This window comes from Micromonospora sp. RTBAU3-60, from assembly GCF_054963695.1.
Genome location: NZ_JBUEGB010000042.1, coordinates 31,685 through 56,568, shown reverse-complemented (window position 1 = coordinate 56,568; position 24,884 = coordinate 31,685). Strand labels below are relative to the sequence as shown.

The 24,884-nt window shown below is 73.4% G+C and carries 20 protein-coding genes and 1 pseudogene; 7 read left to right on the top strand and 14 right to left on the bottom strand.

Translation table 11 applies throughout. From position 1 onward, the window contains the following. From ACY34I_RS28700 to rsgA, 5 genes and pseudogenes are all read right to left on the bottom strand, one after another. Positions 1–231 (bottom strand): annotated as a pseudogene (locus ACY34I_RS28700) (C39 family peptidase); the annotation flags it as partial. 899 nt (positions 232–1,130) lie between these two features. Beyond that, positions 1,131–3,071 (bottom strand): excinuclease ABC subunit UvrC, encoded by a 1,941-nt coding sequence (gene uvrC / locus ACY34I_RS28695; protein WP_462758159.1) that lies wholly within the window; start codon positions 3,069–3,071, stop codon positions 1,131–1,133. 83 nt (positions 3,072–3,154) lie between these two features. Then, complete coding sequence (locus tag ACY34I_RS28690; protein ID WP_462758158.1) at positions 3,155–3,640, bottom strand: Rieske (2Fe-2S) protein; 486 nt, start codon at positions 3,638–3,640, stop codon at positions 3,155–3,157. A gap of 191 nt (positions 3,641–3,831) precedes the next feature. After that, positions 3,832–6,774, bottom strand: a complete 2,943-nt coding sequence (gene uvrA / locus ACY34I_RS28685) for an excinuclease ABC subunit UvrA (protein WP_462758156.1) — start codon at positions 6,772–6,774, stop codon at positions 3,832–3,834. 205 nt (positions 6,775–6,979) lie between these two features. Continuing rightward, positions 6,980–8,059, bottom strand: a complete 1,080-nt coding sequence (rsgA, locus tag ACY34I_RS28680; protein ID WP_462758155.1) for a ribosome small subunit-dependent GTPase A — start codon at positions 8,057–8,059, stop codon at positions 6,980–6,982. Positions 8,060–8,391: 332 nt separating this feature from the next. Here rsgA and ACY34I_RS28675 point away from each other — a divergent pair, with 332 nt between their 5' ends. Both ACY34I_RS28675 and ACY34I_RS28670 read left to right on the top strand, forming a co-directional pair. After that, complete coding sequence (locus ACY34I_RS28675; protein ID WP_462758154.1) at positions 8,392–9,111, top strand: maleylpyruvate isomerase family mycothiol-dependent enzyme; 720 nt, start codon at positions 8,392–8,394, stop codon at positions 9,109–9,111. A gap of 7 nt (positions 9,112–9,118) precedes the next feature. Continuing rightward, a complete protein-coding gene (locus ACY34I_RS28670) occupies positions 9,119–9,772 on the top strand; it encodes an MBL fold metallo-hydrolase (protein ID WP_462758153.1) in 654 nt (217 codons plus the stop codon). Between the two features lie 87 nt (positions 9,773–9,859). On the opposite strand, the gene ACY34I_RS28665 is transcribed toward ACY34I_RS28670, so the two are convergent. Both ACY34I_RS28665 and ACY34I_RS28660 read right to left on the bottom strand, forming a co-directional pair. Continuing rightward, on the bottom strand, positions 9,860–10,483 hold the full coding sequence (locus ACY34I_RS28665; RefSeq protein ID WP_462758152.1) for a DedA family protein: 624 nt from the start codon (positions 10,481–10,483) through the stop codon (positions 9,860–9,862). 99 nt (positions 10,484–10,582) lie between these two features. After that, positions 10,583–11,269, bottom strand: a complete 687-nt coding sequence (locus ACY34I_RS28660; RefSeq protein ID WP_462758162.1) for a class I SAM-dependent methyltransferase — start codon at positions 11,267–11,269, stop codon at positions 10,583–10,585. A gap of 166 nt (positions 11,270–11,435) precedes the next feature. On the opposite strand from ACY34I_RS28660, the gene ACY34I_RS28655 reads away from it, so the two are divergent. Then, positions 11,436–11,639: a cold-shock protein gene (locus ACY34I_RS28655; RefSeq protein WP_462758151.1), complete on the top strand. Its 204-nt coding sequence runs from the start codon at positions 11,436–11,438 to the stop codon at positions 11,637–11,639. 70 nt (positions 11,640–11,709) lie between these two features. Here ACY34I_RS28655 and ACY34I_RS28650 read toward each other — a convergent pair whose 3' ends face one another. The 4 genes from ACY34I_RS28650 to ACY34I_RS28635 all read right to left on the bottom strand — a co-directional run bounded on the left by ACY34I_RS28650 (position 11,710) and on the right by ACY34I_RS28635 (position 16,976). Further along, complete coding sequence (locus tag ACY34I_RS28650) at positions 11,710–12,612, bottom strand: hypothetical protein (protein WP_462758150.1); 903 nt, start codon at positions 12,610–12,612, stop codon at positions 11,710–11,712. A gap of 167 nt (positions 12,613–12,779) precedes the next feature. Next, positions 12,780–14,441 (bottom strand): CocE/NonD family hydrolase, encoded by a 1,662-nt coding sequence (locus ACY34I_RS28645; RefSeq protein WP_462758149.1) that lies wholly within the window; start codon positions 14,439–14,441, stop codon positions 12,780–12,782. 161 nt (positions 14,442–14,602) lie between these two features. After that, positions 14,603–15,475 (bottom strand): transglycosylase SLT domain-containing protein, encoded by an 873-nt coding sequence (locus ACY34I_RS28640; RefSeq protein WP_462758148.1) that lies wholly within the window; start codon positions 15,473–15,475, stop codon positions 14,603–14,605. A gap of 31 nt (positions 15,476–15,506) precedes the next feature. Beyond that, complete coding sequence (locus ACY34I_RS28635) at positions 15,507–16,976, bottom strand: DedA family protein (protein ID WP_462758147.1); 1,470 nt, start codon at positions 16,974–16,976, stop codon at positions 15,507–15,509. A 131-nt stretch (positions 16,977–17,107) separates the two neighbouring features. On the opposite strand from ACY34I_RS28635, the gene typA reads away from it, so the two are divergent. Beyond that, positions 17,108–18,976 carry a translational GTPase TypA gene (typA, locus tag ACY34I_RS28630; RefSeq protein ID WP_462758146.1) on the top strand — a complete coding sequence of 623 codons (1,869 nt, stop codon included), beginning with the start codon at positions 17,108–17,110 and terminating at the stop codon, positions 18,974–18,976. 121 nt (positions 18,977–19,097) lie between these two features. On the opposite strand, the gene ACY34I_RS28625 is transcribed toward typA, so the two are convergent. Then, positions 19,098–19,763, bottom strand: coding sequence for a class I SAM-dependent methyltransferase (locus ACY34I_RS28625; RefSeq protein WP_462758145.1), 666 nt, complete (start codon positions 19,761–19,763; stop codon positions 19,098–19,100). Positions 19,764–19,829: 66 nt separating this feature from the next. On the opposite strand from ACY34I_RS28625, the gene ACY34I_RS28620 reads away from it, so the two are divergent. Beyond that, positions 19,830–20,693, top strand: coding sequence for a serine hydrolase (locus ACY34I_RS28620; RefSeq protein WP_462758144.1), 864 nt, complete (start codon positions 19,830–19,832; stop codon positions 20,691–20,693). A gap of 42 nt (positions 20,694–20,735) precedes the next feature. Here the strand turns inward: ACY34I_RS28620 and ACY34I_RS28615 are convergent, their stop codons facing one another. Beyond that, positions 20,736–21,533, bottom strand: a complete 798-nt coding sequence (locus tag ACY34I_RS28615; protein WP_462758143.1) for a tyrosine-protein phosphatase — start codon at positions 21,531–21,533, stop codon at positions 20,736–20,738. Positions 21,534–21,577: 44 nt separating this feature from the next. Between ACY34I_RS28615 and ACY34I_RS28610 the strand changes: the two genes are divergently transcribed. After that, the gene (locus tag ACY34I_RS28610; RefSeq protein ID WP_462758141.1) at positions 21,578–22,675 is read left to right on the top strand and encodes a mandelate racemase/muconate lactonizing enzyme family protein; all 1,098 of its coding nucleotides are present in this window, start codon (positions 21,578–21,580) and stop codon (positions 22,673–22,675) included. Between the two features lie 44 nt (positions 22,676–22,719). Beyond that, complete coding sequence (locus ACY34I_RS28605; RefSeq protein ID WP_462758140.1) at positions 22,720–23,652, top strand: C40 family peptidase; 933 nt, start codon at positions 22,720–22,722, stop codon at positions 23,650–23,652. A 63-nt stretch (positions 23,653–23,715) separates the two neighbouring features. On the opposite strand, the gene ACY34I_RS28600 is transcribed toward ACY34I_RS28605, so the two are convergent. Further along, positions 23,716–24,714: a TerC family protein gene (locus tag ACY34I_RS28600; protein WP_148800505.1), complete on the bottom strand. Its 999-nt coding sequence runs from the start codon at positions 24,712–24,714 to the stop codon at positions 23,716–23,718. Positions 24,715–24,884: the final 170 nt, after the last annotated feature.

Genomic DNA, 24,884 nt, shown 5'->3' with positions numbered 1-24,884 from the left:
CACGGAGAGGGCGTTGCGGGTGGCGGCGGGGCCGCAGTAGTAGAAGTTCGGCTGGGCCTCGTAGCGCACGTTCAGTTCCCGCTCGCCGTTCTTGCTGGCCTGCGCCTGGACGGCGGCCTTGTGGGCGGGGGCGGCGTGGGCGGCGATGGCGGGGCCGGCGATGCCACCCGCGGTGGCGACGACACCAGCAGCGGTCAGCACGGTCTTACGCAGGATGGTGTTGGTACGCATGATGATCAGAACCTTTCGATCGGGGGAAAACGGCACGCACGCAGGGGGTGCGCGGGTGTGCCGTGGAAAAGGAAAAGTCAGAAGCGGGAAGTTCATCCGGCGGCCCACACGGGGCTGCTCGCGGATGTCCCAGGGGTGTAACCATCCGGGGCGGCGGGTCATTCCGCCGGGCTCCCGGGGGCCGGCCCGGGCTGGTGCTCGGGCGGCCGGGGGATGTAACGACCGGGGGCTGGCGATCATTCCACCGGCTCCCGGGAACCGGGCCGGGGTCTCGCGGCCAGCCGGGCAGGCCCGCCGTCGAGGCGGGGCCGCAGATGCGGCGTGGTCTGCCATGTTCAACGCCACGGGCCCGGGCATGATTCCACCGGGCCAGCCTGGCCATCAGACAGCCGCGCCCAGACCGGGCATAACTCCGGCTAGCGAAGGCCTCGCCAGATTCGGACATTCCGTGCCGGGCGAGAGATTCGGGGCAGGCCTGGCCGGACGGGCGCCGCCAGGGCCGGCGGCCCCGGGCGGCGAATGCCGTAGCGGTCGGGACACTACGAACTTGATGACGTGAACGGATCAGCGAGCCATAGCCACGAGAATCCTCATGCGGGACGTTTCCGGGTCGGACCGGCGCTCGTCTACGCCATCAAGTTCGTAGCCACCGGAACAGACACGGCCCGGCCGGAACCGCACCCCCCAGATCGCCGACCCGAACCTCGACACCAGTCGCCGGGACAGGCGGATCAGCTGGTGTGGTCGCCTCGTCGCGGGAGCGCTGGGCCGGGATCGGCCGGGTGGGCGTCGCCGGCCACGAGCTCTCCGGGGCGGGACGGAAGGCGATCCCGGCGGCGGCCCAGCGCGGGCCGTGACGTTCCCACGGAGGCCTGGGCCACGCGGCGGGCTGGGGGCGGTCAGGAGGTCGGGGTCGGCTTGGCGTGCTCGTCGAGGGCGGCCAGAATCGCCTCGGCCGTCCGCTTCCCCACTCCGGGCACCTCGGTGATCTCCTCCACCGTGGCGGCGGAGAGGCGCTTGAGCGAGCCGAAGTGGCGCAGGAGCGCCTTCCGGCGTACCTCACCGAGGCCGGGGATGTTGTCGAGCGCCGACTCGGTCATCCGCTTCGAGCGCCGCTGCCGGTGGAAGGTGATGGCGAAGCGGTGCGCCTCGTCGCGGACGCGTTGCAACAGGTAGAGCGCCTCGGAGGTGCGCGGGAGGATGACGGGGAACTCGTCGTCCGGCAGCCAGACCTCCTCCAGCCGCTTGGCCAGCCCGCAGAGCGCCACGTCGTCGATGCCCAGCTCGGCGAGCGCTTGCGCGGCCGCCGCCACCTGGGGTGCGCCGCCGTCGACCACGACCAGTTGCGGAGGGTACGCGAACCGGCGCGGGCGCCCGGTGGTCGGGTCGATGCCGGGCCGGTCCGGGTCGCCCGCGGTCTCCTCGCCGATCTCCCCGGTCTCGGCGCGGGCGTCGAGGTAGCGGGCGAACCGCCGGCGGAGCACCTCGGACATGGCGGAGAGGTCGTCGCTGGCGCCCCGGATGATGAACCGCCGGTACTCGCTCTTCCGGGGCAGCCCGTCCTCGAAGACGACCATGCTGGCGACCACGTCGGTGCCCTGGATCTGCGAGACGTCGAAGCACTCGATGCGCAGCGGCGACGTCCGCATGCCGAGCGCCTCGCTGATCTCGTCGAGGGCCTTGCTGCGGGTGGTCAGGTCGCCGGCCCGCTTGAGCTTGTGCCGGGCGAGCGCGTCCTTGGCGTTGCGTTCCACCGTCTCCAGCAGCGACCGCTTGTCGCCGCGCTGCGGGATCCGCAGCGACACTCGGCTGCCGCGACGGGCGGAGAGCCAGTCGGAGAGCGCGTCGACGTCGCCGGGCAGCTCCGGGACGAGCAGCTCGCGGGGGACGTCCGCCTCGCCCTGCTCCCCGCCGTAGACCTGGGTGCAGAAGTGGTGCACCAGGTCGCCGGTGCTCAGCTCCTCGGTCTTCTCCACCACCCAGCCGCGCTGGCCGCGCACCCGGCCGTCACGGACGTGGAAGACCTGGACCGCGGCCTCGAGCGGGTCGTCGGCGAAGGCCACCACATCTGCGTCGGTGCCGTCGCCGAGCACCACCGTCTGCTTCTCCATGGCCCGGCGTAGCGCGGCCAGGTCGTCGCGCAGCCGGGCGGCCCGTTCGAACTCGAGCTCCTCGCTGGCCTCCAGCATCTCCCGTTCGAGCCGGCGGACCATGGTGTCGGTGCGGCCGGCCATGAAGTCGCAGAAGCCGTTGACGATCTCCCGGTGCCGCTCGGCGGTGACGCTGCCGACGCAGGGCGCGGAGCACTTGCCGATGTAGCCCAGCAGGCACGGGCGGCCGACCTGGCCGGCCCGCTTGAACACGCCGGAGGAGCAGGTCCGCGCCGGGAAGACCCGGAGCAGCAGGTCCAGCGTCTCGCGGATCGCCCAGGCGTGCGAGTACGGCCCGAAGTATCGCACCCCCTTGCGCTTGGCCCCGCGCATCACCTGCAGCCGCGGGTACTCCTCGTCCAGGGTGACCGCCAGGTACGGGTAGGACTTGTCGTCCCGGTAGCGGACGTTGAACCTCGGGTCGTACTGCTTGATCCAGGTGTATTCCTGTTGGAGCGCCTCGACCTCGGTGGCGACGGTGATCCAGTCGACCGACTCGGCGGTGAAGACCATCTGCCGGGTGCGCTGGTGCAGGTTGACCGGGTCGGCGAAGTAGGAGTTGAGCCGGCTGCGCAGGTTCCGCGCCTTGCCGACGTAGATCACCCGGCCGGTGCCGTCTCGGAAACGGTAGACCCCTGGCGACTCCGGGATGGTGCCGGGTGCGGGACGATAGGTCGAGGGGTCAGCCACGCAGCAAGCCTAGTCCGCACCCCCGACACCCCACCGCCGCCACGCGTCCCCCACCGGACCCGCGGCGGGGGACGCCGAAGCGCTCAGGCGAGGGTGATCTGGTCGCCGGTGACCTTGATGTTCTTCGGTGGCAGGGGCCGGGTGGCGGGGCCCTGCTTCACCGAGCCGTCGACGATCGAGAACCTGCTGTTGTGGCAGGTGCAGTTGATGGTGCCGCCGTCGACGTTCGACACCGGGCAGCCCTGGTGGGTGCAGATCGGGCTGAAGCCCTTGAACTGGCCCGGCTCCGGCTGAGTGATCACGACGCCCTTGCTGGCGAACACGGCACCGCCCCCGACCGGGATGTCGGTGGTCCGGGCCAGCGGGCCGATGCTGTCCCGGTTACCGCCCTCGGCGTCGCCGGCGCCGGTCGCGCCCGGGCCGCCGCTGGTCGGCGCCGAGGTCCCCGAACCCGCGCCCTCGTTGCCGCAGGCGGCGAGCACCACCGCCGCGCCGACCGCCCCGGCGCCCGTGAGCAGGGCCCGCCGCGTCCGCGTACCGGGCTCGGTTTTCACCTGATCGTCGCTCATGTCCGGCCTTCCTCTCGACTGCCGCAGCCCATCGTGATCCGTGTCCATTTCTGGACACGGATCACTGTGCCGCACGGTTCATACAGGCGCGTCACGAAATGGGTGCCGAAGCCCCGAACGCGCTGGATCCTGCCGATGCCGAGGGACGTGGGGCGGACCGGCGGGTGGTGCCGGGCCGCCGCACGGCCGGCTCAGCGGGCTCCGGCCGGCACCTTACGGGTACGCGACTTGGCGCCGCCGTTGGCCCGCGCCGCCCGGGTGGTGGCCGCCGCGGCGCCCTTGGCCTCGCCGTCGAGTTTGAGCATCGGACGCAGGAACTGGCCGGTGTGGCTCTCCGGCACCTCGGCGACCTCCTCCGGGGTGCCGGTGGCGAGCACCGTGCCGCCCCGGTGGCCGCCCTCCGGGCCCATGTCGATGAGCCAGTCGGCCGTCTTGATCACGTCGAGGTTGTGCTCGATGGTGATCACGGTGTTGCCCTTGTCGACCAGGCCTTCCAGCACCATCAGCAGCTTGCGGATGTCCTCGAAGTGCAGGCCGGTGGTCGGCTCGTCCAGCACGTAGACGGTCCGGCCGGTGGAACGCTTCTGCAGCTCCGAGGCGAGCTTGACGCGCTGCGCCTCGCCGCCGGAGAGCGTCGGGGCGGGCTGGCCCAGCCGCACGTACCCGAGACCCACGTCGACGAGGGTCTTGAGGTGCCGGTGGATGGCCGGGATGGCGGAGAAGAACTCGGCCGCCTCCTCGATCGGCATGTCCAGCACCTCGGCGACCGTCTTGCCCTTGTAGTGCACCTCGAGGGTCTCCCGGTTGTAGCGGGCGCCCTTGCACACCTCGCAGGGAACGTAGACGTCCGGGAGGAAGTTCATCTCGATCTTGATGGTGCCGTCGCCGGAGCACGCCTCGCAGCGGCCCCCCTTGACGTTGAACGAGAACCGGCCCGGGCCGTACCCCCGGACCTTCGCCTCGGTGGTCTCGGCGAACAGCTTGCGGATGTGGTCCCACACCCCGGTGTAGGTGGCCGGGTTCGACCGCGGCGTACGCCCGATCGGCGACTGGTCGACGCCGACGACCTTGTCCACGTGCTCCAGGCCGCTGACCCGGGTGTGCCGGCCGGGGACCAGCCGGGCGCCGTTGATCTGGTTGGCCAGGACCGCGTACAGAATGTCGTTGACCAGCGTGGACTTGCCCGAGCCACTGACCCCGGTGACCGCGATGAGCTGGCCGAGCGGGAAGCTCACGGTGAGGTTGCGCAGGTTGTGCTCGCGCGCCCCGTGCACCACCAGCTCGCGACCGGGGGTCTGCGGCCGGCGGTGGCCCGGCGTCGGGATCACCTTCCGCCCGGACAGGTACGCCCCGGTGACCGACTCCGCGTTCTCCAGCAGCGCCGGCACGGAACCGCTGTGCACGATCCGGCCGCCGTGCTCGCCGGCGCCCGGGCCGATGTCGACGATCCAGTCGGCGACCCGGATGGTGTCCTCGTCGTGCTCGACCACGATCAGCGTGTTGCCCAGCCCGCGCAGCCGCAGCAGGGTCTCGATCAGCCGGTGGTTGTCCCGCTGGTGCAGGCCGATGGACGGCTCGTCCAGCACGTAGAGGACGCCGACCAGGCCCGAGCCGATCTGGGTGGCGAGCCGGATGCGCTGCGCCTCGCCGCCGGAGAGGGTGCCCGCCGGACGGTCCAGGGAGAGGTAGTCCAGCCCGACGTCGAGCAGGAACTTCAGCCGGGCGTTGATCTCCTTGAGCACCCGCTCGGCGATCATCTTCTGCCGGTCGGTGAGCTCGATGCCGGCCAGCAGGTCAGCCGCCTCGCCGACGGAGAGGTTGCAGACCTCGGCGATGCTCTTGCCGGCCACGGTGACCGCGAGCACCTCCGGCTTGAGCCGGGTGCCCCCGCAGGCCGCGCAGGGCACGTCCCGCATGTAGCCCTCGTACTTCTCCCGCGACCACTCCGACTCGGTGTCCGTGTGCCGGCGCTCGATCCACTGCACCACGCCCTCGAAGCCGGTGTAGTAGGAGCGCTCGCGGCCGTACTTGTTGCGGTAGCGGACGTGCACCTGGTCGTCAGAGCCGTGCAGGATCGTCTTCTGCGCCCGGGACGGCAACGCCCGCCAGGGCGTGTCGATGTCGAAGTGCTCGGCCTCGCCGAGGGCCTCCAGCAGGCGGAGGAAGTATTCCAGGTTGTGCCCGGTCGCCCAGGGCTGGATCGCACCCCCGCGCAGGGTGCGCTCCGGGTCCGGGATCACCAGCTCCGGGTCGACCTCCTTCTTGGTGCCGAGGCCGGTGCACTCGGGGCAGGCGCCGTACGGGGCGTTGAAGGAGAAGACCCGGGGCTCCAGGTCCTCGATCGCGAGCGGGTGGTCGTTGGGACAGGCCAGGTGCTCGGAGTAGCGGCGCTCCCGGGCCGGGTCGTCCTCGGGCAGGTCGACGAAGTCGAGCAGCACCAGCCCGCCGGAGAGGCCGAGCGCCGCCTCGACCGAGTCGGTCAGCCGCTGCTTGGCGCTGGGCTTGACGCTGAGCCGGTCGATGACCACCTCGATGGTGTGCTTCTCCTGCTTCTTGAGCTTCGGCGGCTCGGTCAGCGGGTGCACCACGCCGTCGACCCGGGCCCGGGCGTAACCCTTGGCCTGCAGCTCGGCGAACAGGTCGACGTACTCGCCCTTGCGACCGCGGACGACCGGGGCGAGCACCATGAACCGGGTGCCCTCGGCCATGCCGAGCACCCGGTCGACGATCTGCTGCGGGGTCTGCCGGGAGATCCGCTCACCGCAGATCGGGCAGTGCGGCTCGCCGATGCGGGCGAACAGCAGCCGGAGGTAGTCGTAGACCTCGGTGATGGTGCCGACGGTGGAGCGCGGGTTGCGCGAGGTGGACTTCTGGTCGATGGAGACCGCGGGGCTGAGCCCCTCGATGAAGTCGACGTCGGGCTTGTCCATCTGGCCGAGGAACTGCCGGGCGTACGACGACAGCGACTCGACGTAGCGGCGCTGGCCCTCGGCGAAGATGGTGTCGAACGCCAGGCTCGACTTGCCCGACCCGGAGAGCCCGGTGAAGACGATCAGGGCGTCCCGGGGCAGGTCGAGACTGACGTCACGCAGGTTGTGCTCGCGCGCGCCACGGATGATCAGTCGGTCGGCCACGGTGCGTGTGCTCCCGGAGAAAGAATGTGAGGCGGATCTGTCCGCTCGGAGCCTGGTCTGAGCGGTTTTTCGACGTTGTCGAGGCGCAGGGAAAACGCCCGAGCAACTCTAGCCCTGAGGTACGACAACTTTCGTCGTGCGCACATTCCCCCAGCTCATCCCGGTCGCGCCGACCCCGGGCGGGCCGGCGCGACCGGTGTTCGGCTCAGTATCCGCCGGGCGACGGCGGCGACGCCGGACGCGCCGTGCGCCGCCGCTCGCCCCGCCAGCTCCCCCGCCGCTCGGCGGCCAGCCGGGCCTGTCGGCGTCGGCTCTCGTACGCCACCTCGCGCTGGAGCCGGCGCCAGCTCTCCCAGCGCCGGACGGACAGCTCACCGCTGTCCAGCGCCTCCCGCACCGCGCAGGCCGGCTCGGCCTCGTGGGCGCAGTCGGCGTACCGGCAGCCGGCGGCGAGCTCGGCGATGTCCGCGAAGGCCCGGTCCAGCCCGGCCGAGCCGTCCAGCAGGCCGACCGCCCGGACGCCCGGGGTGTCCAGCACCGCGCCCCCGCCGGGGATCGGCACCAGCGCGCGCCAGGTGGTGGTGTGCCGGCCCTTGCCGTCCACCCGCCGGATCGCCTGGGTCCGCATCACCTCCGCCCCGGCGAGGGCGTTGACCAGGCTCGACTTGCCCGCGCCGGAGGGCCCGAGCAGGCCGAGGGTCCGCCCCGGCGCGACGTAGCGGCGCAGCGGGTCCAGCCCGCTGCCCCGCTCGGCGCTGACCGGCAGCACCGGAACCCCGGGGGCGGCGGCGGCCAACTGCCGGGCGATCGCCACCGGGTCGGCGGCCAGGTCCGCCTTGGTGAGCACGAGCAGCGGCTCGGCCCCGGACTCGTGGGCCAGGGAGAGCAGCCGTTCGATCCGCGCGGTGTCCGGCTCGGGATGCACCGGCTCCACCACCGCGGCGGCGTCGAGGTTGGCGGCGAGCACCTGGCCGCTGGCGTCCTTGCCGGCGGTCCGCCGGATCAGCGCGGTGCGGCGGGGCAGCACCGCCTCCACGGTCACCGGCCCGTCCGGCCAGGTGGCCAGCAGCACCCAGTCGCCGGCGCAGGGCAGGGCGGTCAGGTCGCGGGCGGCGGCGGCCAGCACCCCGCCGCCCAGGCTGGCCCGGACCGGGCCCTCGGGTCGGAGCACGGTGCAGATTCCCCGGTCGACCCGGGCCACCCGGCCCGGGCGGCGGTCGGTGCGCCGGCGTACGTGGGCCGCCCAGTCGGCGTCCCAGCCGAGGGCGGTCAGATCGAGTGTCATGGTGTCCTCATCGGTGTCGAGGGGGTTCATGGCGGAACACGCGTGCTACCACCGGCATGCTCACCACCTCCGTCCCGACTCCCGGTGCCGCGTTCTGCGACGGCTTCAGCTCGGCCGGCGGCCGTAATTCGGCCTGCCCGCCGCCAGGCGGCGCTCCGGACCGAATGAAGGCCGGTCTGACGCCGCGACCTGAAACCGTGGGACCGACGGTAAGGGGCGCGTCGACGCGCCGAAAGCGATTTCCCCGACGACGCGGCGGCGCCGGACCGCTAGGGTCGGTTCGTGAGCGAGCGCAGCGAGCGAACCATCAGGCTCGACAGCGGGGTGGCGACGTGAGCAACGATCCGCTGCTGCTGACCGGCGAGGTGGACGACGCCACCGCCCGGTTGCTGCGTACCGTGGCCGCCTTCGACGCCGCGGACGTCGCCGCCGCCTCGCTGCTGCCGCGCTGGACCCGCGGGCACGTGCTGACCCACCTGGCCCGCAACGCCGACGGCTTCGTCAACCTGCTCACCGCCGCCCGCACCGGCGCGGCCGTCCCGATGTATGCCAGCCCGGAGGCCCGGGCCGCGGACATCGAGGCCGGCGCGGCCCGTTCACCGGACGACCTCTTCGACGACCTGCGCCGGTCCGCGGACCGGTTCGCCGAGGCGGTCGCCGCCATGCCGGCCGAGGCGTGGACCGCGATGGTGCAGACACCGCGCGGCCCCCGGGTGGCCGCCCTGCTGGTCTGGGACCGGCTGCGGGAGGTGGAGGTGCACCACGTGGACCTGGCCGCCGGCTACCGGCCCGCGGACTGGCCGGAGGCGTTCAGCCACCGGCTGCTGCACGAGGTCGCCGCCGACCTGGGCGACCGCGCCGCCGCACCCGCGATGGTGCTGCGCTTTCCGGGCAGCGGCTGCCACGAGTTGGGCATCGGCGACCGGGCCGGCGCGCCCACGGTCGCCGGCGCCGCTCCGGACCTCGCCGCCTGGCTGATCGGCCGCGCCGCGGGCGAGGTGCTCACCGTCACCCCCGACGGTCCCCTGCCGAACCCACCGGAATGGATATAGCTGTCCCATGACCTACACCGGAGACGTCACGCCCGGCGGCGAGCCGGCCGTCCGCGAGCTCGACCGGCTCACCATCACCAAGGTGTCGGTGGGTCCGATGGACAACAACGCCTACCTGCTGCGCTGCCGGGGCACCGGCGAGCAGGTGCTGATCGACGCCGCGAACGAGGCGCCGCGCTTGCTCGACCTGGTCGGCGACGGCGGGCTCGCCGCGGTGGTCACCACGCACCGGCACATGGACCACTGGGTGGCCCTGGAGGAGGTGGTCGCCAAGACCGGCGCCCGCCCGCTGGTGCACGCCGACGACGCCGAGGGGCTGCCGATCCCCGCCGAGCCGCTGCGCGAGGGCGACACGGTCGCGGTCGGTGACTGCGCCCTGGAGGTGATCCACCTCAAGGGCCACACCCCGGGCTCGGTCGCGCTGCTCTACCGCGACCCGTCCGGCATCCCGCACCTGTTCACCGGCGACAGCCTCTTCCCCGGCGGCGTCGGCAACACCGAGCAGGACCCGGAACGGTTCGGGCAGCTCATCGACGACGTGGAGCACAAGCTGTTCGACCGGCTGCCGGACGAGACCTGGTTCTATCCGGGGCACGGCAAGGACAGCACGCTGGGCGCCGAGCGCCCCGCTCTGCCGCAGTGGCGGGCCCGCGGCTGGTGAGCGATCCGGCGGCGCCGGCCCGCGGGTCGGCGCCGCCGGCGCTCAGCGGTCCGGCGCCGGCGGCGGTCAGCGGTCCGGCCGGTCCGCTCAGGAGGCGGCGCCCGCGCCGGTGACCGCGCGGAGCCGGTGCCGGGTGCCGAGCAGCACCGGACCGGCGAGCAGCAGGCCGACCGCCATGGTGAGCACGGTCGGGTTCGGCGCCCCGGGCAGCAGCCCGGTCAGCGCCCGCGCGGTGACGCCGAGCGCCACGTAGAGGCCGGCCCACAGCGTCGCGCCGAGCGCCGCGCAGGTGGCGAACCTCCGGTACGACATCCGCAGGCCGCCGGCGGCCAACGGCAGCAACGCGTTGAACACCGGCAGGAACGGCGCCACCAGCACCATCCGGCCGCCGCCACGGTGCAGCAGCGCCTCGGCGGCCACCCAGCGCGACTCGCCGATCCAGTCGCCCAGCCGGCTGCGCCGCAGCCGCTCGCCCCAGCGCCGCCCGGCCAGGAAGCTCAGCGACCAGCCGGCGAGGCAGCCCGCCACCACCGCCGCCACGGTGGCCAGCCCGGTCGCCGGCCGGCCCGCGCCGACCGCGGCGAGGACCGCGGCGTCGCCGGGCACCAGCACCCCGACCAGGGGTACGGCGTCGGCGAGCATGACCATGCCCAGCAACCCCATCAGCAGGGTGGTGGGCAGCTCCCCGACCTGGGCCAGCAGATCCGTCATGCCGCGTACGCTATGGCCTCCCGTCCGGGGGCACATCCGGCTGGATCCCCCACCGTCCCCTGATTCCGCCTCGGGGTCGCCCCCGAGCGGCCGGACCGGTCACCGGGGACGCAGCACCTGCACCCGGCGTACCGGGGAGTCGACGGAGGGCTCGGTGGTCGGCACCGGGTAGCTCGCCACCACCTCCAGCCGGTCCGGTGGCAGGTGTCCCCGGTCGGGGTCGCCGACCAGCACCTCGACGCCCCGGTCGGCGGCCCGCTGCAGGAACGGCAGCATCCGGTCGGCCAGCGCGGCGTCGTAGAGCACGTCCCCGGCCAGCAGCAGGTCGGCGCGGACGGTGCCGTCCAGCAGGTCGCCGGCGGTGGCGGCCACGGCCACCCGGTTGGCCCGGGCGTTGACCGTGACGGCGGCGACCGCGTACGGGTCGACGTCGTTGGCGACCACCCGCTCGGCGCCGGCCAGCGCGGCGGCGATGGCCACCAGCCCGGAGCCGGCGGCCAGGTCGAACACCCGGCGGCCGGCGGCCAGCTCGGGGTGGTCGAGCAGGTGGCGGGCCAGCGCCTGACCACCGGCCCAGACCGAGGCCCAGTACGGCGGCGGCAGCGGCCGTCGGGCGGCCGCCTCCATCCGGGCCCACCACAGGATCGCGTCCTCGGCGATGTGCAGCCGTACCTCGGGCACGAACGGCGTAGCGACCAGCCGGAGCCGGTCCGGCCCGCCGCCGGGCACGGCGATCTCCCGCTCCAGGTCGGCCAACGCGGTCTGTGCCCTCACTCGGGCAAGCATGCCGGGCGGGGCCGCCATCCGGAGGGATTTTCCCGCTCGGCGCGTATTCACGAGGCACGCCGCCACTTCCGCCAGCAGATCCCGGTTCGGCCGGTTACTGTCGGGAAGGTACAGGGCGATCATCGGCCGCGGCCGGTGCTCACCCGCTTTGAACAGGGAGAGACGCATGGCAACCGGCACGGTCAAGTGGTTCAACTCGGAAAAGGGCTTCGGCTTCATCGAGCAGGACGGTGGGGGTCCGGACGTGTTCGTCCACTACTCGGCCATCCAGAGCAGCGGCTACCGCGAGCTGCAGGAGGGCCAGAAGGTCGAGTTCGACGTGACCCAGGGCCAGAAGGGCCCGCAGGCGGACAACGTCCGCCCGATGTAGTTCCGTGCCGGCGGCGGCGGTCGGGCTTCCCCGACCGCCGCCGAAGCACATCCCGCGCCGCCGTCCCGGGTCAGGCGGCCAGCCGCCGGGACAGTTCCTCGGCGACCTGCGGGGCGATCTCCGGCGACAGCGCCGCGGCGATCGCCTCCGGAGTGAGCTGCGCCAGCAGCAGCGGCGCGAGTGCGGCGGCCAGCGCCTGCACGTCGACCGGCTGCCGGCCGGCGAGCGTGGCCAGGTCGGCGCGGACGCCGTTCACCTGGTCCACCAGCCACACGGGCTGGCCGCCGCCCTTGAGGTCGCTGCGCACCTTGGTGCGGCCGTTGGCGATGGCTTCCATCCGTCCGTCGGTGTACCCGGACTGGCTGACCAGTGTGGGCAGCACCGCGGCGAGTTGGTTGAGCACAGCGGCGTGCGCGTCGGTGAACTGGGCCATGTCGTCCTCCAGGAGTCCGATGCCGGTCAGGTAGCGGCGGAACAGCGGGGTCTGGTCCCGGCCCGCCCTGGTGGAGTCGCGGAAGAAGCTGAAGTGGGTGTGGGTCAGGTGGCTGGAGTCGCCGGTGGTGCGCTTCCGTAGCCGGTCCCACCGCTTCACCACCTTGCCGTCCGGCGAGTAGATGATCTCTCTGATGTCCCGGGTGTCGGCCGCGCCGTCGACGCACTGCGCGACGCACCAGGTGGAGAAGGTACGCAGGTTGTGGGTGCCGCCGCCGGAGCGGACGGTGAACATCCCGACGTCCAGGGCGGACGCGTCGAGGGTCAGCCCGGAGGAGTCCCGGGTGGACTCCACCACGGAGTAGTCGTTCGTCACCACCCGGTCGGAGCCGCAGTGGTATCCGCCCCGGTGGTTGGCGTCGCCGACGATGCCGACCTCGCCGGGTTCGAGATCCGCCGGCCGTACGGTGTTCTTGTCGACGTTGAGGTGGGCGAGCAGCAGGTTGCGGACGGCCAACAGGTTGTTCGGGGCCCGCGTCATGGGATTCCCCCCTTGTGGATCGTCAGCCGGCCGGGCACGACAATCACTGGGCGTGAGGCGGACGGTCCGGGGACGCGTCCGGCCGGGATGGTGCACGGCGCCGGGCAACTGACCCGAGAATATCCACGCCGGGAGACAATTGCCCAGCTCAGAGGCACTATCTGGAACTATGGCCGGGCCGCCGGGGGCGCCGCGGCGTGCGGGAGCAGCAGGGCGGACGGGTGCGCGGGGTCGTGCAGGACCTCCCGCCATCCAGCACGGAGGGTGACCGCGGTGCCCAGCGGTTCCCCGGTGCCGGGGTTACGCGCGTAGCGCGGGTGCGCACCGCCGGACACCTGGACGCGGAGCCGGTGCCCGGGCGCGAAGCGGTGCGCGGTCGGCCAGAGGGTGACCGGCACCCGGACCGCACCGGAGGGATCCGTGGGAAAACGCCCCGGCGCCACCCGGACCAGGCCGTCGCAGACGTTCCAGGACCGGCCGCGCCGGTCCACGTCGCAGAGGCGTACGAAGACGTCCAGGTAGGAGAGTTCACTGCGGACGTGGATCTCGGCGCGGACCGGGCCGACCACCTCGACCGGGCCGTCCAGCGGCCCGCTGGTGTACGTCAGCACGTCGGGCCGCGCCTCCACCGGCCGGTTGTCCACGGCGCCGGCCCGCTGGGCGACCAGGAGCGGACCACCGAGCGACGGGGTGGGGTCGGCCGGGTCGTACCAGATCCGGTCGGGCGGGGACGACGACGGCGGGGCGGGGTCGAGGGCCCGACCGGCGTGCAGGTGCCAGCGGGTCGGCACGGCCGGCGGCGGCCAGTCGGGCAGGTCCCGCCAACCGCCGCCCACACCCCCGACGTGCACCCGGACCGGGGCCCGCCGGCCGGTCGGGCGCCCGGCCAGGTGCTCGTCGAGCCAGTCCAGTCCCTCCCGGAGGGCGGCCACCAGCAGCCCGGGGCTGCCATGGGTCCACGGGCCGACGGTCAGCCGGGGCCGGGCCCCGGCCGACCGCAGCCGGGCGTAGTCGTCGAGCTGGGCGGGGAGGAAGATGTCGTGCCAGCCGCTGATCATCGACACCGGCGCGCGCACCTCGGCGATCCGGTCGCCGAAGACCCGCAGCCGCCAGTAGTCGGCGTCGGGGGTGTGGTGGCGCAGCCACTCCTGGAAGAACGGCACGGTCACCCCGGTGGCGATCCGGTCCGCCTCGGCCAGCGGCAGGTGGGCCAGCGCCCGGGTCAACCGGGGCTGCCCCCGCTTCAGCTCCCACTGCCGGGCCAGCCACGGCACCGTCTGCGCCTGCAGCAGCTCCGCCCACGTGAGCACGGTGTCCAGGGCGAAGGACTCCCCCGCGTACGTCGAGTCCCGGGTGGCCGAGGCGGTCACCACCGCGACCATCGCGCGCAGTTCGTCGGCCGCCTCGGCGGCGAGCGCCCACTGCACGAAACCCTGGTAGCTGGCGCCGAACGTGCCGAACGACCCGGACCACCAGCGCTGCCGGCGCAGCCAGTCCAGGGTGTCCAGGCCGTCGTCGCGCTCGTGCACCAGCGGGGCGAACTCCCCGCCGGAGCCGTAAGTGCCCCGGCAGGACTGGATCACCACGTGGAAGCCGCGCTCGGCGACGAGCCGGCCTAGCAGCCGGATCGGCCCGCCCCGCCCGTACGGGGTGCGGATGAGCACGGTGGGCGCGCCCGGCAGGTCGGGGGCGTAGTGGTCGGTGCGCAGCGTGACCCCGTCGCGCACCCGGAGCGGGAGGTCCCGGGTCACCGCGACCCGCCGGGTCCGGGCGGCGGGCAGCCGCAGCGCGGCGGTGGCGAGCCGGGCGAGCAGCCGGTCCACGCTCACTCCGCGGGGGGTCCCGCGGCGGCCGGGTCGGCGCCGACGCCCGCGCGCCGGTGGTCCCACCGCCGGTACCTGCGCTGCGCTGCCACGGCTCGCCGATGCCCCCTGTCCGACTGGTCCGGGTTGCAGCATAGAACCGGTCCCCGCCGGCCGCGCCGGTCAGTTCAGTAGCTCAGGCAGACGCACTCGGTCATCAACGCCCGCACGTTGCGCACGTACTGCGGGTTGGGGATGGTGAGCGGCTCGCCCTCCTGGGCCACCGCGTACGGCCCGTAGTTGTAGGCCGCGATGATGGCGTTGAGCAGGCAGGAGTTCAGCTCGCTGGTGCACAGCGAGGCGTCCAGCCGGTAGTCCGACTCGAAGTACATGTCGCCGATGTACTTGGTGAGCCAGGCGAGGTAGTTGGCGCCCAGGTACGCGTTGTCTCGGTAGGCGTTGATGTCGTACGACTCGCCGAAGCGCTGGTTCATCCAGTCCGCGGTGGCTGGCATGACCTGCATCAGCCCGATGCCGCCGTCGCAGGCCACGATGTTGGACTGCCAGCCGCTCTCCTGCCAGGCGGTGGCCTTCAGCAGGTTGAGCGGGATCCTGATGTCCGGCGCGGAGGTCGGCCAGTAGGTCTTCGCCGCCGCGTCGGACAGGGCGCTCTTCACCTGGCTGCGGGTGGCCTGGGTGCCCCGGTAGCTGGGCTGGCAACCACTCGGCGCGGGCTTCGGCGGCGGCGGCGGGACCTTCGTCTCCGTCGGCGGCTTCGGCTTGGCCAACGGGCCGGAACTGGTCCGGGTGGGCTTCGCCGTCGGTTTCCTCGTCGGCGTGGCGCTCGGGCTGGGCGTGGCGCTCGGCGCCGCGCCCATCGCCTCGACCGCCGGCGGGGCCTCGCTCGGCTCGTCGGCGGGGGCCTCGACAGGCGCCTCGCTGGGCAGCTCGACCGCCACCTCCCGGGCCGGGCGCTCCTCGCCGCCACACCCGCTCACCCCGCCCGCCAGCAACAGCCCGGCGGCCACCGCCGTGGCCCATCGGCCCAGTTCTCGGCGCATCAGTCCCTCCCCCGGGGTCGTCCGCGGCACCCTAGCAAGGATCGGCGGGTCCCCGGGGGGCGTGCGGCGCCGTCCCGGTCGGGCGCGGCAGGGGCAGCTGCCCCGGGCGGGGCGTCTCGTCCGCCGCGCCGGGCTCCGCTGTGGGCGGCGGGTCGGCCACGCCGACGGCCCGGTCCCGGGTAGCCCAGGCGACCATGAACACCGTGGTCCAGGCGGCCCCGAGCAGGACGGACGTGGCGGTACCGCTGGCCGTGCTCCAGCCCAGATAGAGCCGGGCGCCGCCGACGGCGAGCACCCCGGCCACGGCGCCCGTCCACACCGCCACCGCGACCGGCCAGCGCGCCGGGCGGGACAGCAGCCAGGCCAGCGTGCCGAAGCTCGCCGTCACCACCGCGGTCTGGGTGGGCAGCAGCGCCGGCGTGTCGCCGGGGCCGCCCGGGCCGGTCAGGTCGGCGACCACGGCCAGCACGACCAGCGGCACGAACGCCCCCACCGTGCCGACCACGCTGAGCAGGTCCGCCCGCCAGGGGCGGCCGCGCCAGGCCAGCACGGCCGCGACGACCGCCACCGCGGCGATCAGGGACGACCCGCGCAGCACCGAGACCACGGCCACCGCCGCATGGGCCACCCCGGTGGTACGCCGGGCGGCGAACCAGTCGGCGATGAGGCCGTCGACCACCCCGAGCCCGCTGTGCCGGACCACCGCCTCCAGCACCACGGCGACGGCCAGCCCGGCGGTGAAGAGCAGCAGCAGGCCGGCGGCGAGGTTGAGCAGCAGCGTCCAGGCCGGCCCGACCCGCATGGTGACCAGGAAGAACAGCACCCCGTACCGGGCGCGCAACCAGCGCAGCGGGGGCAGGGCGGCCGCCCGGGCGGCCAGCGCCCGGGCCGGGTCCGGATTACGGCCGAGCCAGCGGCCGGCCAGCACCACCCCGGCCAGGCAGAGCAGCAGGACCAGCACCGCGCCGGTGGCCCGGCCGAGGAGTTGGGACACCCGGGCGTACGACTCGCCGGCCGCGTACCCGGCCAGCACGGAGGCCCCGACCCAGCTCACCACCCCGGCCAGGTTCCACGGCGCGAACCGCCGGTACGGCAGGCCCGCCGCGCCGGCCAGCCGGGGCGCCAGGGTACGGGCGAAGGCCACCCAGCGGGCGGCCAGCACGCCGCGACCGCCGAGCCGGTCGAGCAGCGAGTCGGCCCGCTGCCACCGGTCGGCGCCGATCCGGGCGCCGAGGCCGGAGGCGCGCAGCCGCGGCCCGTACCGGCGGCCGGCCCGGAAGGCGAGTGTGTCACCGATCACGGCGGCGGCCGTCATGGCCAGCAGCGCCGGAATAATCCGCAGCGTCCCCGCGTAGGCTAAGAAGCCGACCAGCAGCAGGGTCGCCTCACCCGGCACCAGCAGCCCGAAGATCACCGCGGTCTCGCCCGCGACGATCATCGCGGCGACCAGGTAGATCAGCACGGCCGGCAGGCCCTGCAGCCACGTCAGCAGGTCAGGCATCCGGTCCCCCGCACGAGGGCCAGCATGCCAGTCGCTGGAACGGTCGGAACAGCAGTTTCGGCAGAGATCCGGGCGATCTCGGGGTGACCCCGACACGCGCCCCGGCAACCGCAGACAGGAGTATGGAGGGTATGCAGCTTCGCACCGACCTCCGCAACGTCGCCATCATCGCCCACGTCGACCACGGCAAGACGACCCTGGTCGACGCCATGTTGCGGCAGGCCGGCGCCTACGGCGCCCGCGGTGAGGTCACCGAACGGGTCATGGACTCGATGGACCTCGAACGGGAAAAGGGCATCACCATCCTGGCCAAGAACACCGGCGTGCACTACCTGCCGGCGGACGGTTCCGACCCGGTCACCATCAACATCATCGACACCCCGGGCCACGCCGACTTCGGTGGCGAGGTCGAACGCGGCCTGACCATGGTCGACGGGGTGGTGCTGCTGGTCGACGCCAGCGAGGGCCCGCTGCCGCAGACCCGGTTCGTGCTCCGCAAGGCCCTCAAGGCCCGGCTGCCGATCATCCTGGTGATCAACAAGGTGGACCGCCCCGACGCCCGGATCAAGGAGGTCGTGGACGACACCTACGAGCTCTTCCTCGACCTGGACGCCGACGAGGAGCAGATCGACTTCCCGATCGTCTACGCCTGCGCCCGCGACGGCATCGCCTCGCTGACCCAGCCCGCCGACGGCGCGGTGCCCGACGACAGCCACAACCTGGAGCCGCTGTTCCGCACCCTGCTGGACACCATCCCGGCGCCCGCGTACGAGGAGGACGCGCCGCTGCAGGCGCACGTCACCAACCTCGACGCCTCGCCGTTCCTCGGCCGGCTGGCGCTGTGCCGGGTCCGGCAGGGCACCATCAGCAAGGGCCAGACCGTGGCCTGGTGCCGCACCGACGGCAGCACCCAGCGGGTGCGCATCTCCGAGCTGCTGATGACCGAGGGCCTGGAGCGCAAGCCGGCCGAGACCGCCGGCCCGGGCGACATCATCGCCGTCGCCGGCATCCCGGACATCATGATCGGCGAGACCCTCGCCGACGCGGAGAACCCGGCCCCGCTGCCGCTGATCACCGTCGACGAGCCGGCCATCTCGATGACCATCGGCACCAACACCTCGCCGCTGGTCGGCCGGGTCAAGGGCGCCAAGGTCACCGCCCGGATGGTCAAGGACCGCCTCGACAAGGAGCTGATCGGCAACGTCTCGCTGCGGGTGCTGCCCACCGAGCGCCCCGACGCCTGGGAGGTGCAGGGCCGCGGCGAGCTGGCGCTGGCGATCCTGGTCGAGCAGATGCGCCGCGAGCAGTACGAGCTGACCGTCGGCAAGCCGCAGGTGGTCACCCGGGAGATCGACGGGAAGACCTGCGAGCCGGTCGAGCGGCTGACCATCGACGCCCCCGAGGAGTACCTGGGCGCGATCACCCAGCTGCTGGCCACCCGCAAGGGCCGGATGGAGCAGCTGGTCAACCACGGCACCGGCTGGATCCGGATGGAGTGGCTGGTCCCGGCCCGGGGCCTGATCGGCTTCCGCACCGAGTTCCTCACCGAGACCCGCGGCACCGGCATCCTGCACCACGTCTTCGAGTCGTACGAGCCGTGGTTCGGCGAGCTGCGGACCCGGGCCACCGGCTCGCTGGTCGCCGACCGCTCGGGCGCGGTCACCGCGTTCGCCATGACCAACCTGCAGGAGCGCGGCCAACTCTTCGTGGAGCCCGGCACCGAGGTGTACGAGGGCATGATCGTCGGGGAGAACTCCCGCTCCGACGACATGGACGTCAACATCACCAAGGAGAAGAAGCTCACCAACATGCGCTCCTCGACCTCCGAGGAGACCGAGAAGCTGATCCCGCCGCGCAAGCTGTCGCTGGAGCAGGCCCTCGAGTTCTGCCGCGAGGACGAGTGCGTCGAGGTGACCCCGAGCGCGGTCCGTATCCGCAAGGTGATCCTCGACCAGACCCAGCGCGGCCGCCTGGCCGCCCGCCGCAAGCACGCCGGCTGACCCCCGGCCCACCCCGGAGCCCGGACCGCCCCCGGCGGCCCGGGCTCCGCCGTCTCCACCAGCAGATCGAAATCGCCGCCCACCTCACGATCAACGCAGGCCGGCCCGACGGGGGTGAGGATCAGGCGGGTTTGGTGGCCTGGAAGGCCAGCATGTCCGGGATGGGGGCGGAGCCGGACTCCTCGACGCGGGTCACGGTGAGGCCGGCGGCGGTGACCGCGTTGAGCAGGTCGGCCAGGGGCAGGTGCCAGGCGCCCACCCGGGCCCGCACCCCGCTCGAGTTCCACGACCGGAAGCTGCGGTCCCGCTCGGCGTACCCACCGTCGATGACGATGCGCGCCGGGTCGGAACGGTCGGCGAACGCGCCGCAGAAACAGGGGTGCACGCCGATGTGGACGAAGCACCCACCGGGGGCGAGCACCCGAGCGGCCTCCGCGATCACCGCCGGGTAGTCGGGCAGGTCGGTGTGCCCGAGTACGCAGGTGACAGCGGGCACGCTCCCGTCGGCCACCGGGAGCCGGGCCGCATCGCCCCGGGCCACCGGCAGCCGGTCACGCGCATACCGCAACTGCCCGCCGGACAGGTCGACCCCGACCGGCGCCCAGCCCAGCCGGCGCAACTCGGCGGCGTGCACCCCGGTGCCGCAGCACAGGTCGAGACAGCGGCCCAGACCATCGCCGAGCAGGTCGGCGAGCTGACGGCGGACCCGGGTCATGTAGTCGGCCGAGGTGTCGGTGGCGTACTGCTCGTACCAGTCGGCGATGGCGTCGTACGCGGCAGTCGTCATCTCCGCACGCTAACCCCACCGCCCGCCGGCCCGCAGCCCCGCCGGTGATCGGCTACGGTCACCCGCATGACCTGGGAGGATCTCGACTCGCACCTCGACAAGGTGCCGGGCACCGTCTCCGCGTACGTGGGGCGGCTGGGCGCCCGGCCCACCTGGACCCGCCTGCCCGACGCCACCCACTACGCGGCCAGCACCATGAAGGTCGGCGTGCTGGTGGCGCTGCACCGCGCCGCCGAGGCCGGCCGGCTGGACCTGGACGCGCCGGTGCCGGTGCACAACGGCTTCGACTCCGCCCTGCCGGGCGCACCCCGGTTCGCCAACGACCGGGACTACGACAACGACGACGCGGTCTGGGCGCGCGTCGGCGGCACCGCGTCGCTGCGCTGGCTCGCCGAACGCATGATCGTCCGATCCAGCAACCTCGCCACCAACATCATCATCGGCGCGGTGGGACTGCCGGCGGTGGCCGAGGCATGGACGCTGAGCGGAGCGCGGCACAGCGTCACCGGCCGCGGCATCGAGGACTCCGCCGCCCGGGAGGCGGGCATCGACAACCTGGTCACCGCGGCCGACCTGGCCGCCCTGCTCGGCGGGCTGGCCCGCGGCGCCCGGGAACCCGGCCCGCTCGCCTCCCCGGCCGGCTGCGCGTCCATGCTGGACGTGCTGTTCGCCCAGGAACACCGCGAGGACCTCGCCGCCGGCCTGCCGACCGGCACCCGGATCGCGCACAAGAACGGCTGGGTACGCGGCATCCGGCACGGCGCCGGCGTGGTCTTCCCGGCCGACGCGCCGCCGTACGTGATCGTCGTGTGCACCACCACCGACCTGGCCGACGGCGGCCCGAGCGGTGAGGAGGAGGACGACGCCTGCCGCCTGATCGCGCACGTCTCCGCACAGGTCTGGGAGTCCCGGCACGGCCTGGCCGACTGACCGCCCGCCGGCCCGCCGACGTGCGGGCCGGCGGGCGCGGGCTCACTCCAGCAGGTGCGCCCGCAGCGCGGCGACCGTCTCGTCGGTCACCCCCAACCCGTCCCGCAGGTACGCCCCGAACGAGCCGTGCACCCGCCGGACCTCGTCGTACGCCGCGTCCAGGTACTCGGGCCGCACCTCCAGCAGCGGGCGCGCGCTCGCCGCGTCCAGGTCCGGCCGGCCCCGGGTCATCGCCACCAGCAGCACCTCGCGCAGGCTCTCGGTCAACTCGTTGTGCCGCAGGTAGTCGGCCCGGATCGCCGCCTCGTCCACGCCGAGCGCGGTGAGCAGCACCACCGACAGCCAGCCGGTCCGGTCCTTGCCGGCCGAGCAGTGGAACAGCAGCGGCAGGTTCGCCCCGTCGGCGGCCAGCCGCACGGCCGCCCCGAACCCGGCCCGGGCCGACTCCCCGGTGACGAACCACCGGTAGATCGCCGCCATCGCCGCCGGCACGCCCTCCCGGGCCAACTCCTCGTACGCGCTCAGGTCGTGGCCGAGCAGCACCGCCGAGACGTACGTGAACACCGGATGGGCCGCGTCGTACACCGGCAGGTGCACCACCCGCGGCTCGCCGGCGAGGCGGTCCGGCGGGGCGACCTCCTGCTCGCTGACGTGCCGCAGGTCCACCACGCAGGCGGGGGCCAGCCTGCCCAGCACCGGAAGGTCCTCGTCGGCGAGCCGGCCCAGCGCGGCGGTGCGGATCAGCCGGCCGGGGCGTACCCGCCGCCCGTCGGATGTCGGCAGGCCGCCGAGGTCACGCGCGTTCGGCGCGCCCACCAGTGCCCAGTCCCGTTCCGCCATCGGCCCTCCCCAGTGCCCGGCAACCTGCATATAGGGTGCCCCACATGACGATCGCCGCGGTACGCACCCACCGGCTCTCCGCCCCCTTACACACCCCGTTCGTCACCGCGCTGCGCCGCACGACCACGGTGGACACGCTGGTCGTGGAGGTGATCGACAGCGACGGGCGGTCCGGGTTCGGCGAGGCCCCGCAGGTCTGGCAGGTCACCGGGGCGTCCATCGCCGGCGCCGAGGCCTGCGTCCGGGACCTCCTCGGCCCCGCGCTGACCGGACGGAACGCCGACGACCTGCAGGCCCGCTGCGCCGAGGTGCGCCGGGCGGTGGTCGGCAACGAGTCCGCCAGGGCGGCCGTCGACGTCGCCCTGCACGACCTGGCCGCGCGGCGGCTCGGCGTACCACTGGTGCGGCTGCTCGGCGGGACCAGCCTGCGGGTCCCGACGGACGTCACGCTGGCCGCCGGCGACGCGGTGGACCTGGCCGCCGCCGCGAAGCAGCGCCGGGCCGAGGGGTTCACCGTGCTCAAGCTCAAGGTCGGCACCGACGCCCGGGGCGACCTCGACCGGGTCCGCGCGGTCCGCGCGGCGGTCGGCCCGGACGTACGCATCCGGTTGGACGCCAACCAGGGCTGGACGCCGCGCGAGGCGGTCCGGGTCATCCGGGGCATCGAGGACGCCGGGCTCGACGTCGAACTGGTCGAGCAGCCGGTCCACCGGCGGGACCTGGACGGGCTGGCCTGGGTCAGCGACCGGGTCGACCTGCCGATCCTCGCCGACGAGTCGGTCTTCGACGTCCGCGACCTGGTCGAGGTGATCCGACGGCGGGCGGCCGACATGGTCAACGTCAAGCTGGCCAAGTGCGGCGGCCTGCACACCGCGCGGACGCTGCTCGACCTGGCCGCCGCACACGGGATGGGCACCATCGTCGGCTCGATGATGGAGAGCGCGGTGGGCGTGGGCGCCGCGGCCAGCCTGGTCGCCGCGTACGGCACCACCGCCGTCTCCGACCTCGACGCCGCGTGGTGGCTGGCCTGGTCGCCGGTGCAGGGCGGAATCCGGTACGACGACGCGAACGTCCTGCTGCCCGACGCGCCCGGCCTCGGCATCTCGGCCGTGAGTGAAGTCAATGTTCAGCCGCGCGGTTGAGGGCTGGCGGAATTTTTCATAGGGTCGCCAGAGAGGAACGCGAGGTGGGAGTGCACGTGGAGCTGCAGCCGGGCCGCGAGGCCGTCATCCGGGTCCCGGTAGCCACCCTCTGGTCCGCCCCCGAGGCGGTCCGCCCGGTCGACCGCGCGGCGCTGGGCGACGCGCCGGACGTCGCCGCCTGGGTCGCCGGCATGGACCGCGACCAGCAGGTCGGCGAGTGCGTGCTGAGCCAGCTGCTGCTCGGCGAGCGGGTGCTGGTCACCGAGCTGCGCGAGGACGGTTGGGCACACGTCGTCGCCCTCGAACAGCCCGCCGCCAAGCTGGACCCCCGCGGCTACCCCGGCTGGCTGCCCGCCGCCCAGCTCGCCGCCCCGGCGGAGGCCGGCACATCGGCCGGTCCACTGGTGGTGGACGCCACGCTCACCGCGCTGCGCGCGGCCCCGGACGGCCCGCTGGCCCTGCCCGGTGTGGTCCTCGGCACCCGCCTCGCACCGGCCGGCCGGCCGGTGGACGGGTGGCGGCCCGTGCACGTACCCGGCCGGGCGGACCCGCTCTGGGCGCCCGAGGCCGACGTGGTCCCGCTGCCGACCGAGCGGCCGGAGGCCAAGGAGGTGCTCGGCGTGGCGGAGCGGCTGCACGACCTGGTCTACGTCTGGGGCGGGGTCTCCAGCCGCGGGATCGACTGCTCCGGCCTGGTGCGCCTGGCCTGGCGGCGGCACGGGGTGACGCTGCCCCGCGACGCCGACGACCAGGCCAAGGCCACCACGCCCCTGGCCCTCGGCGAGGAGCGCCCCGGCGACCTCTACTTCTTCGCCCGGCCCGGCCGCCGGATCCACCACATCGGCATCGTCAGCAGCGAGCCGCACGGAGAGGTCCGGCGGATGCTGCACGCCTGCTACATCCAGCGCCGGGTGTTGGAGGAGCGGCTCCCCGCCGAGCGGGAGGCCACCCTGGTCGCCGCCCACCGCGTCGGCTGACCCGCGTACCCGCGAAGGGGTGCTCCCGACCGCGGGAGCACCCCTTCGTCGCGTGCGGTTCCGTCAGCCTCGCGCCTCGGCCAGCTCGCGGCGCCGGTCGCGGGACGACTTGACCAGGCTGGCCGCGGTGGCGACACCCAGGGTGCCCAGGATGACGGCCAGCGAGAGCCAGATCGGGATGTGCGGGGCCCAGGCCACGTGCTCGCCGTTGTTGATGAACGGCAGGTTGTTGTCGGCCAGGGCCTCCAGGACCAGCTTGACGCCGATGAAGCCGAGCACCACGGCCAGGCCGTAGCTGAGGTAGATCAGCCGGTCCAGCAGCCCGCCGAGCAGGAAGTAGAGCTGCCGGAGCCCCATCAACGCGAAGACGTTCGCGGTGAAGACCAGGTACGGCTCCTGGGTGATGCCGAAGATCGCCGGGATCGAGTCGAGCGCGAAGATCAGGTCGGTGGTGCCGATCGCGATCATCACGATCAGCATCGGGGTGAACAGCCGCCGCCCATTCTCGTGGGTGGTCAGCTTCGCGCCGTCGAAGTCCCGGGACAGCGGCAGCGCCTTGCGGCTCCACCGGATCAGCACGTTCTCGCTGAACTCATCCTCGTCCGGCTCGCCCTGCCGGGCCAGGTTGATCGCCGTGTAGATCAGGAACGCGCCGAAGATGTAGAAGACCCAGGTGAACTGGGCGAGCAGGGCGGCGCCGGCGGCGATGAAGCCGCCCCGCATGACCAGCGCCAGCAGGATGCCGACGAGCAGCACCTTCTGCTGGTACTTCCGGGGCACCGCGAAGCGGCCCATGATGATCACGAAGACGAAGAGGTTGTCCACCGAGAGGCTGTACTCGGTGAGCCAACCGGTGTAGAACTGGCCGGCCACGCCGGGCCCGGCGGCGAGCCACAGCCCGGCGCCGAAGAGCAGGGCCAACCCGACGTAGAAGCCGACCCAGATGCTCGACTCACGGACGCTGGGCTCGTGCGGGCGCCGACCGATGATGAACAGGTCGACGAGCAGGACCGCGGTCAACGCGATGAGGGTCCCCGCCCACGCCAATCCGGACACGTTCAAGATCCAACCTCCGGCAGACACACAGCGTCGGGCACACCGTACGCCCCGTGCGGGGCTGGGGTGCGTCGACGCTGACTCTGGTGACTGTCGGAGGTCTCTTCCGCCACCGATCCGGGAGGCCGGATCACTGACCAACGGAGCCGGGTCGTGCCACCGGGGGCCGGCGCTCT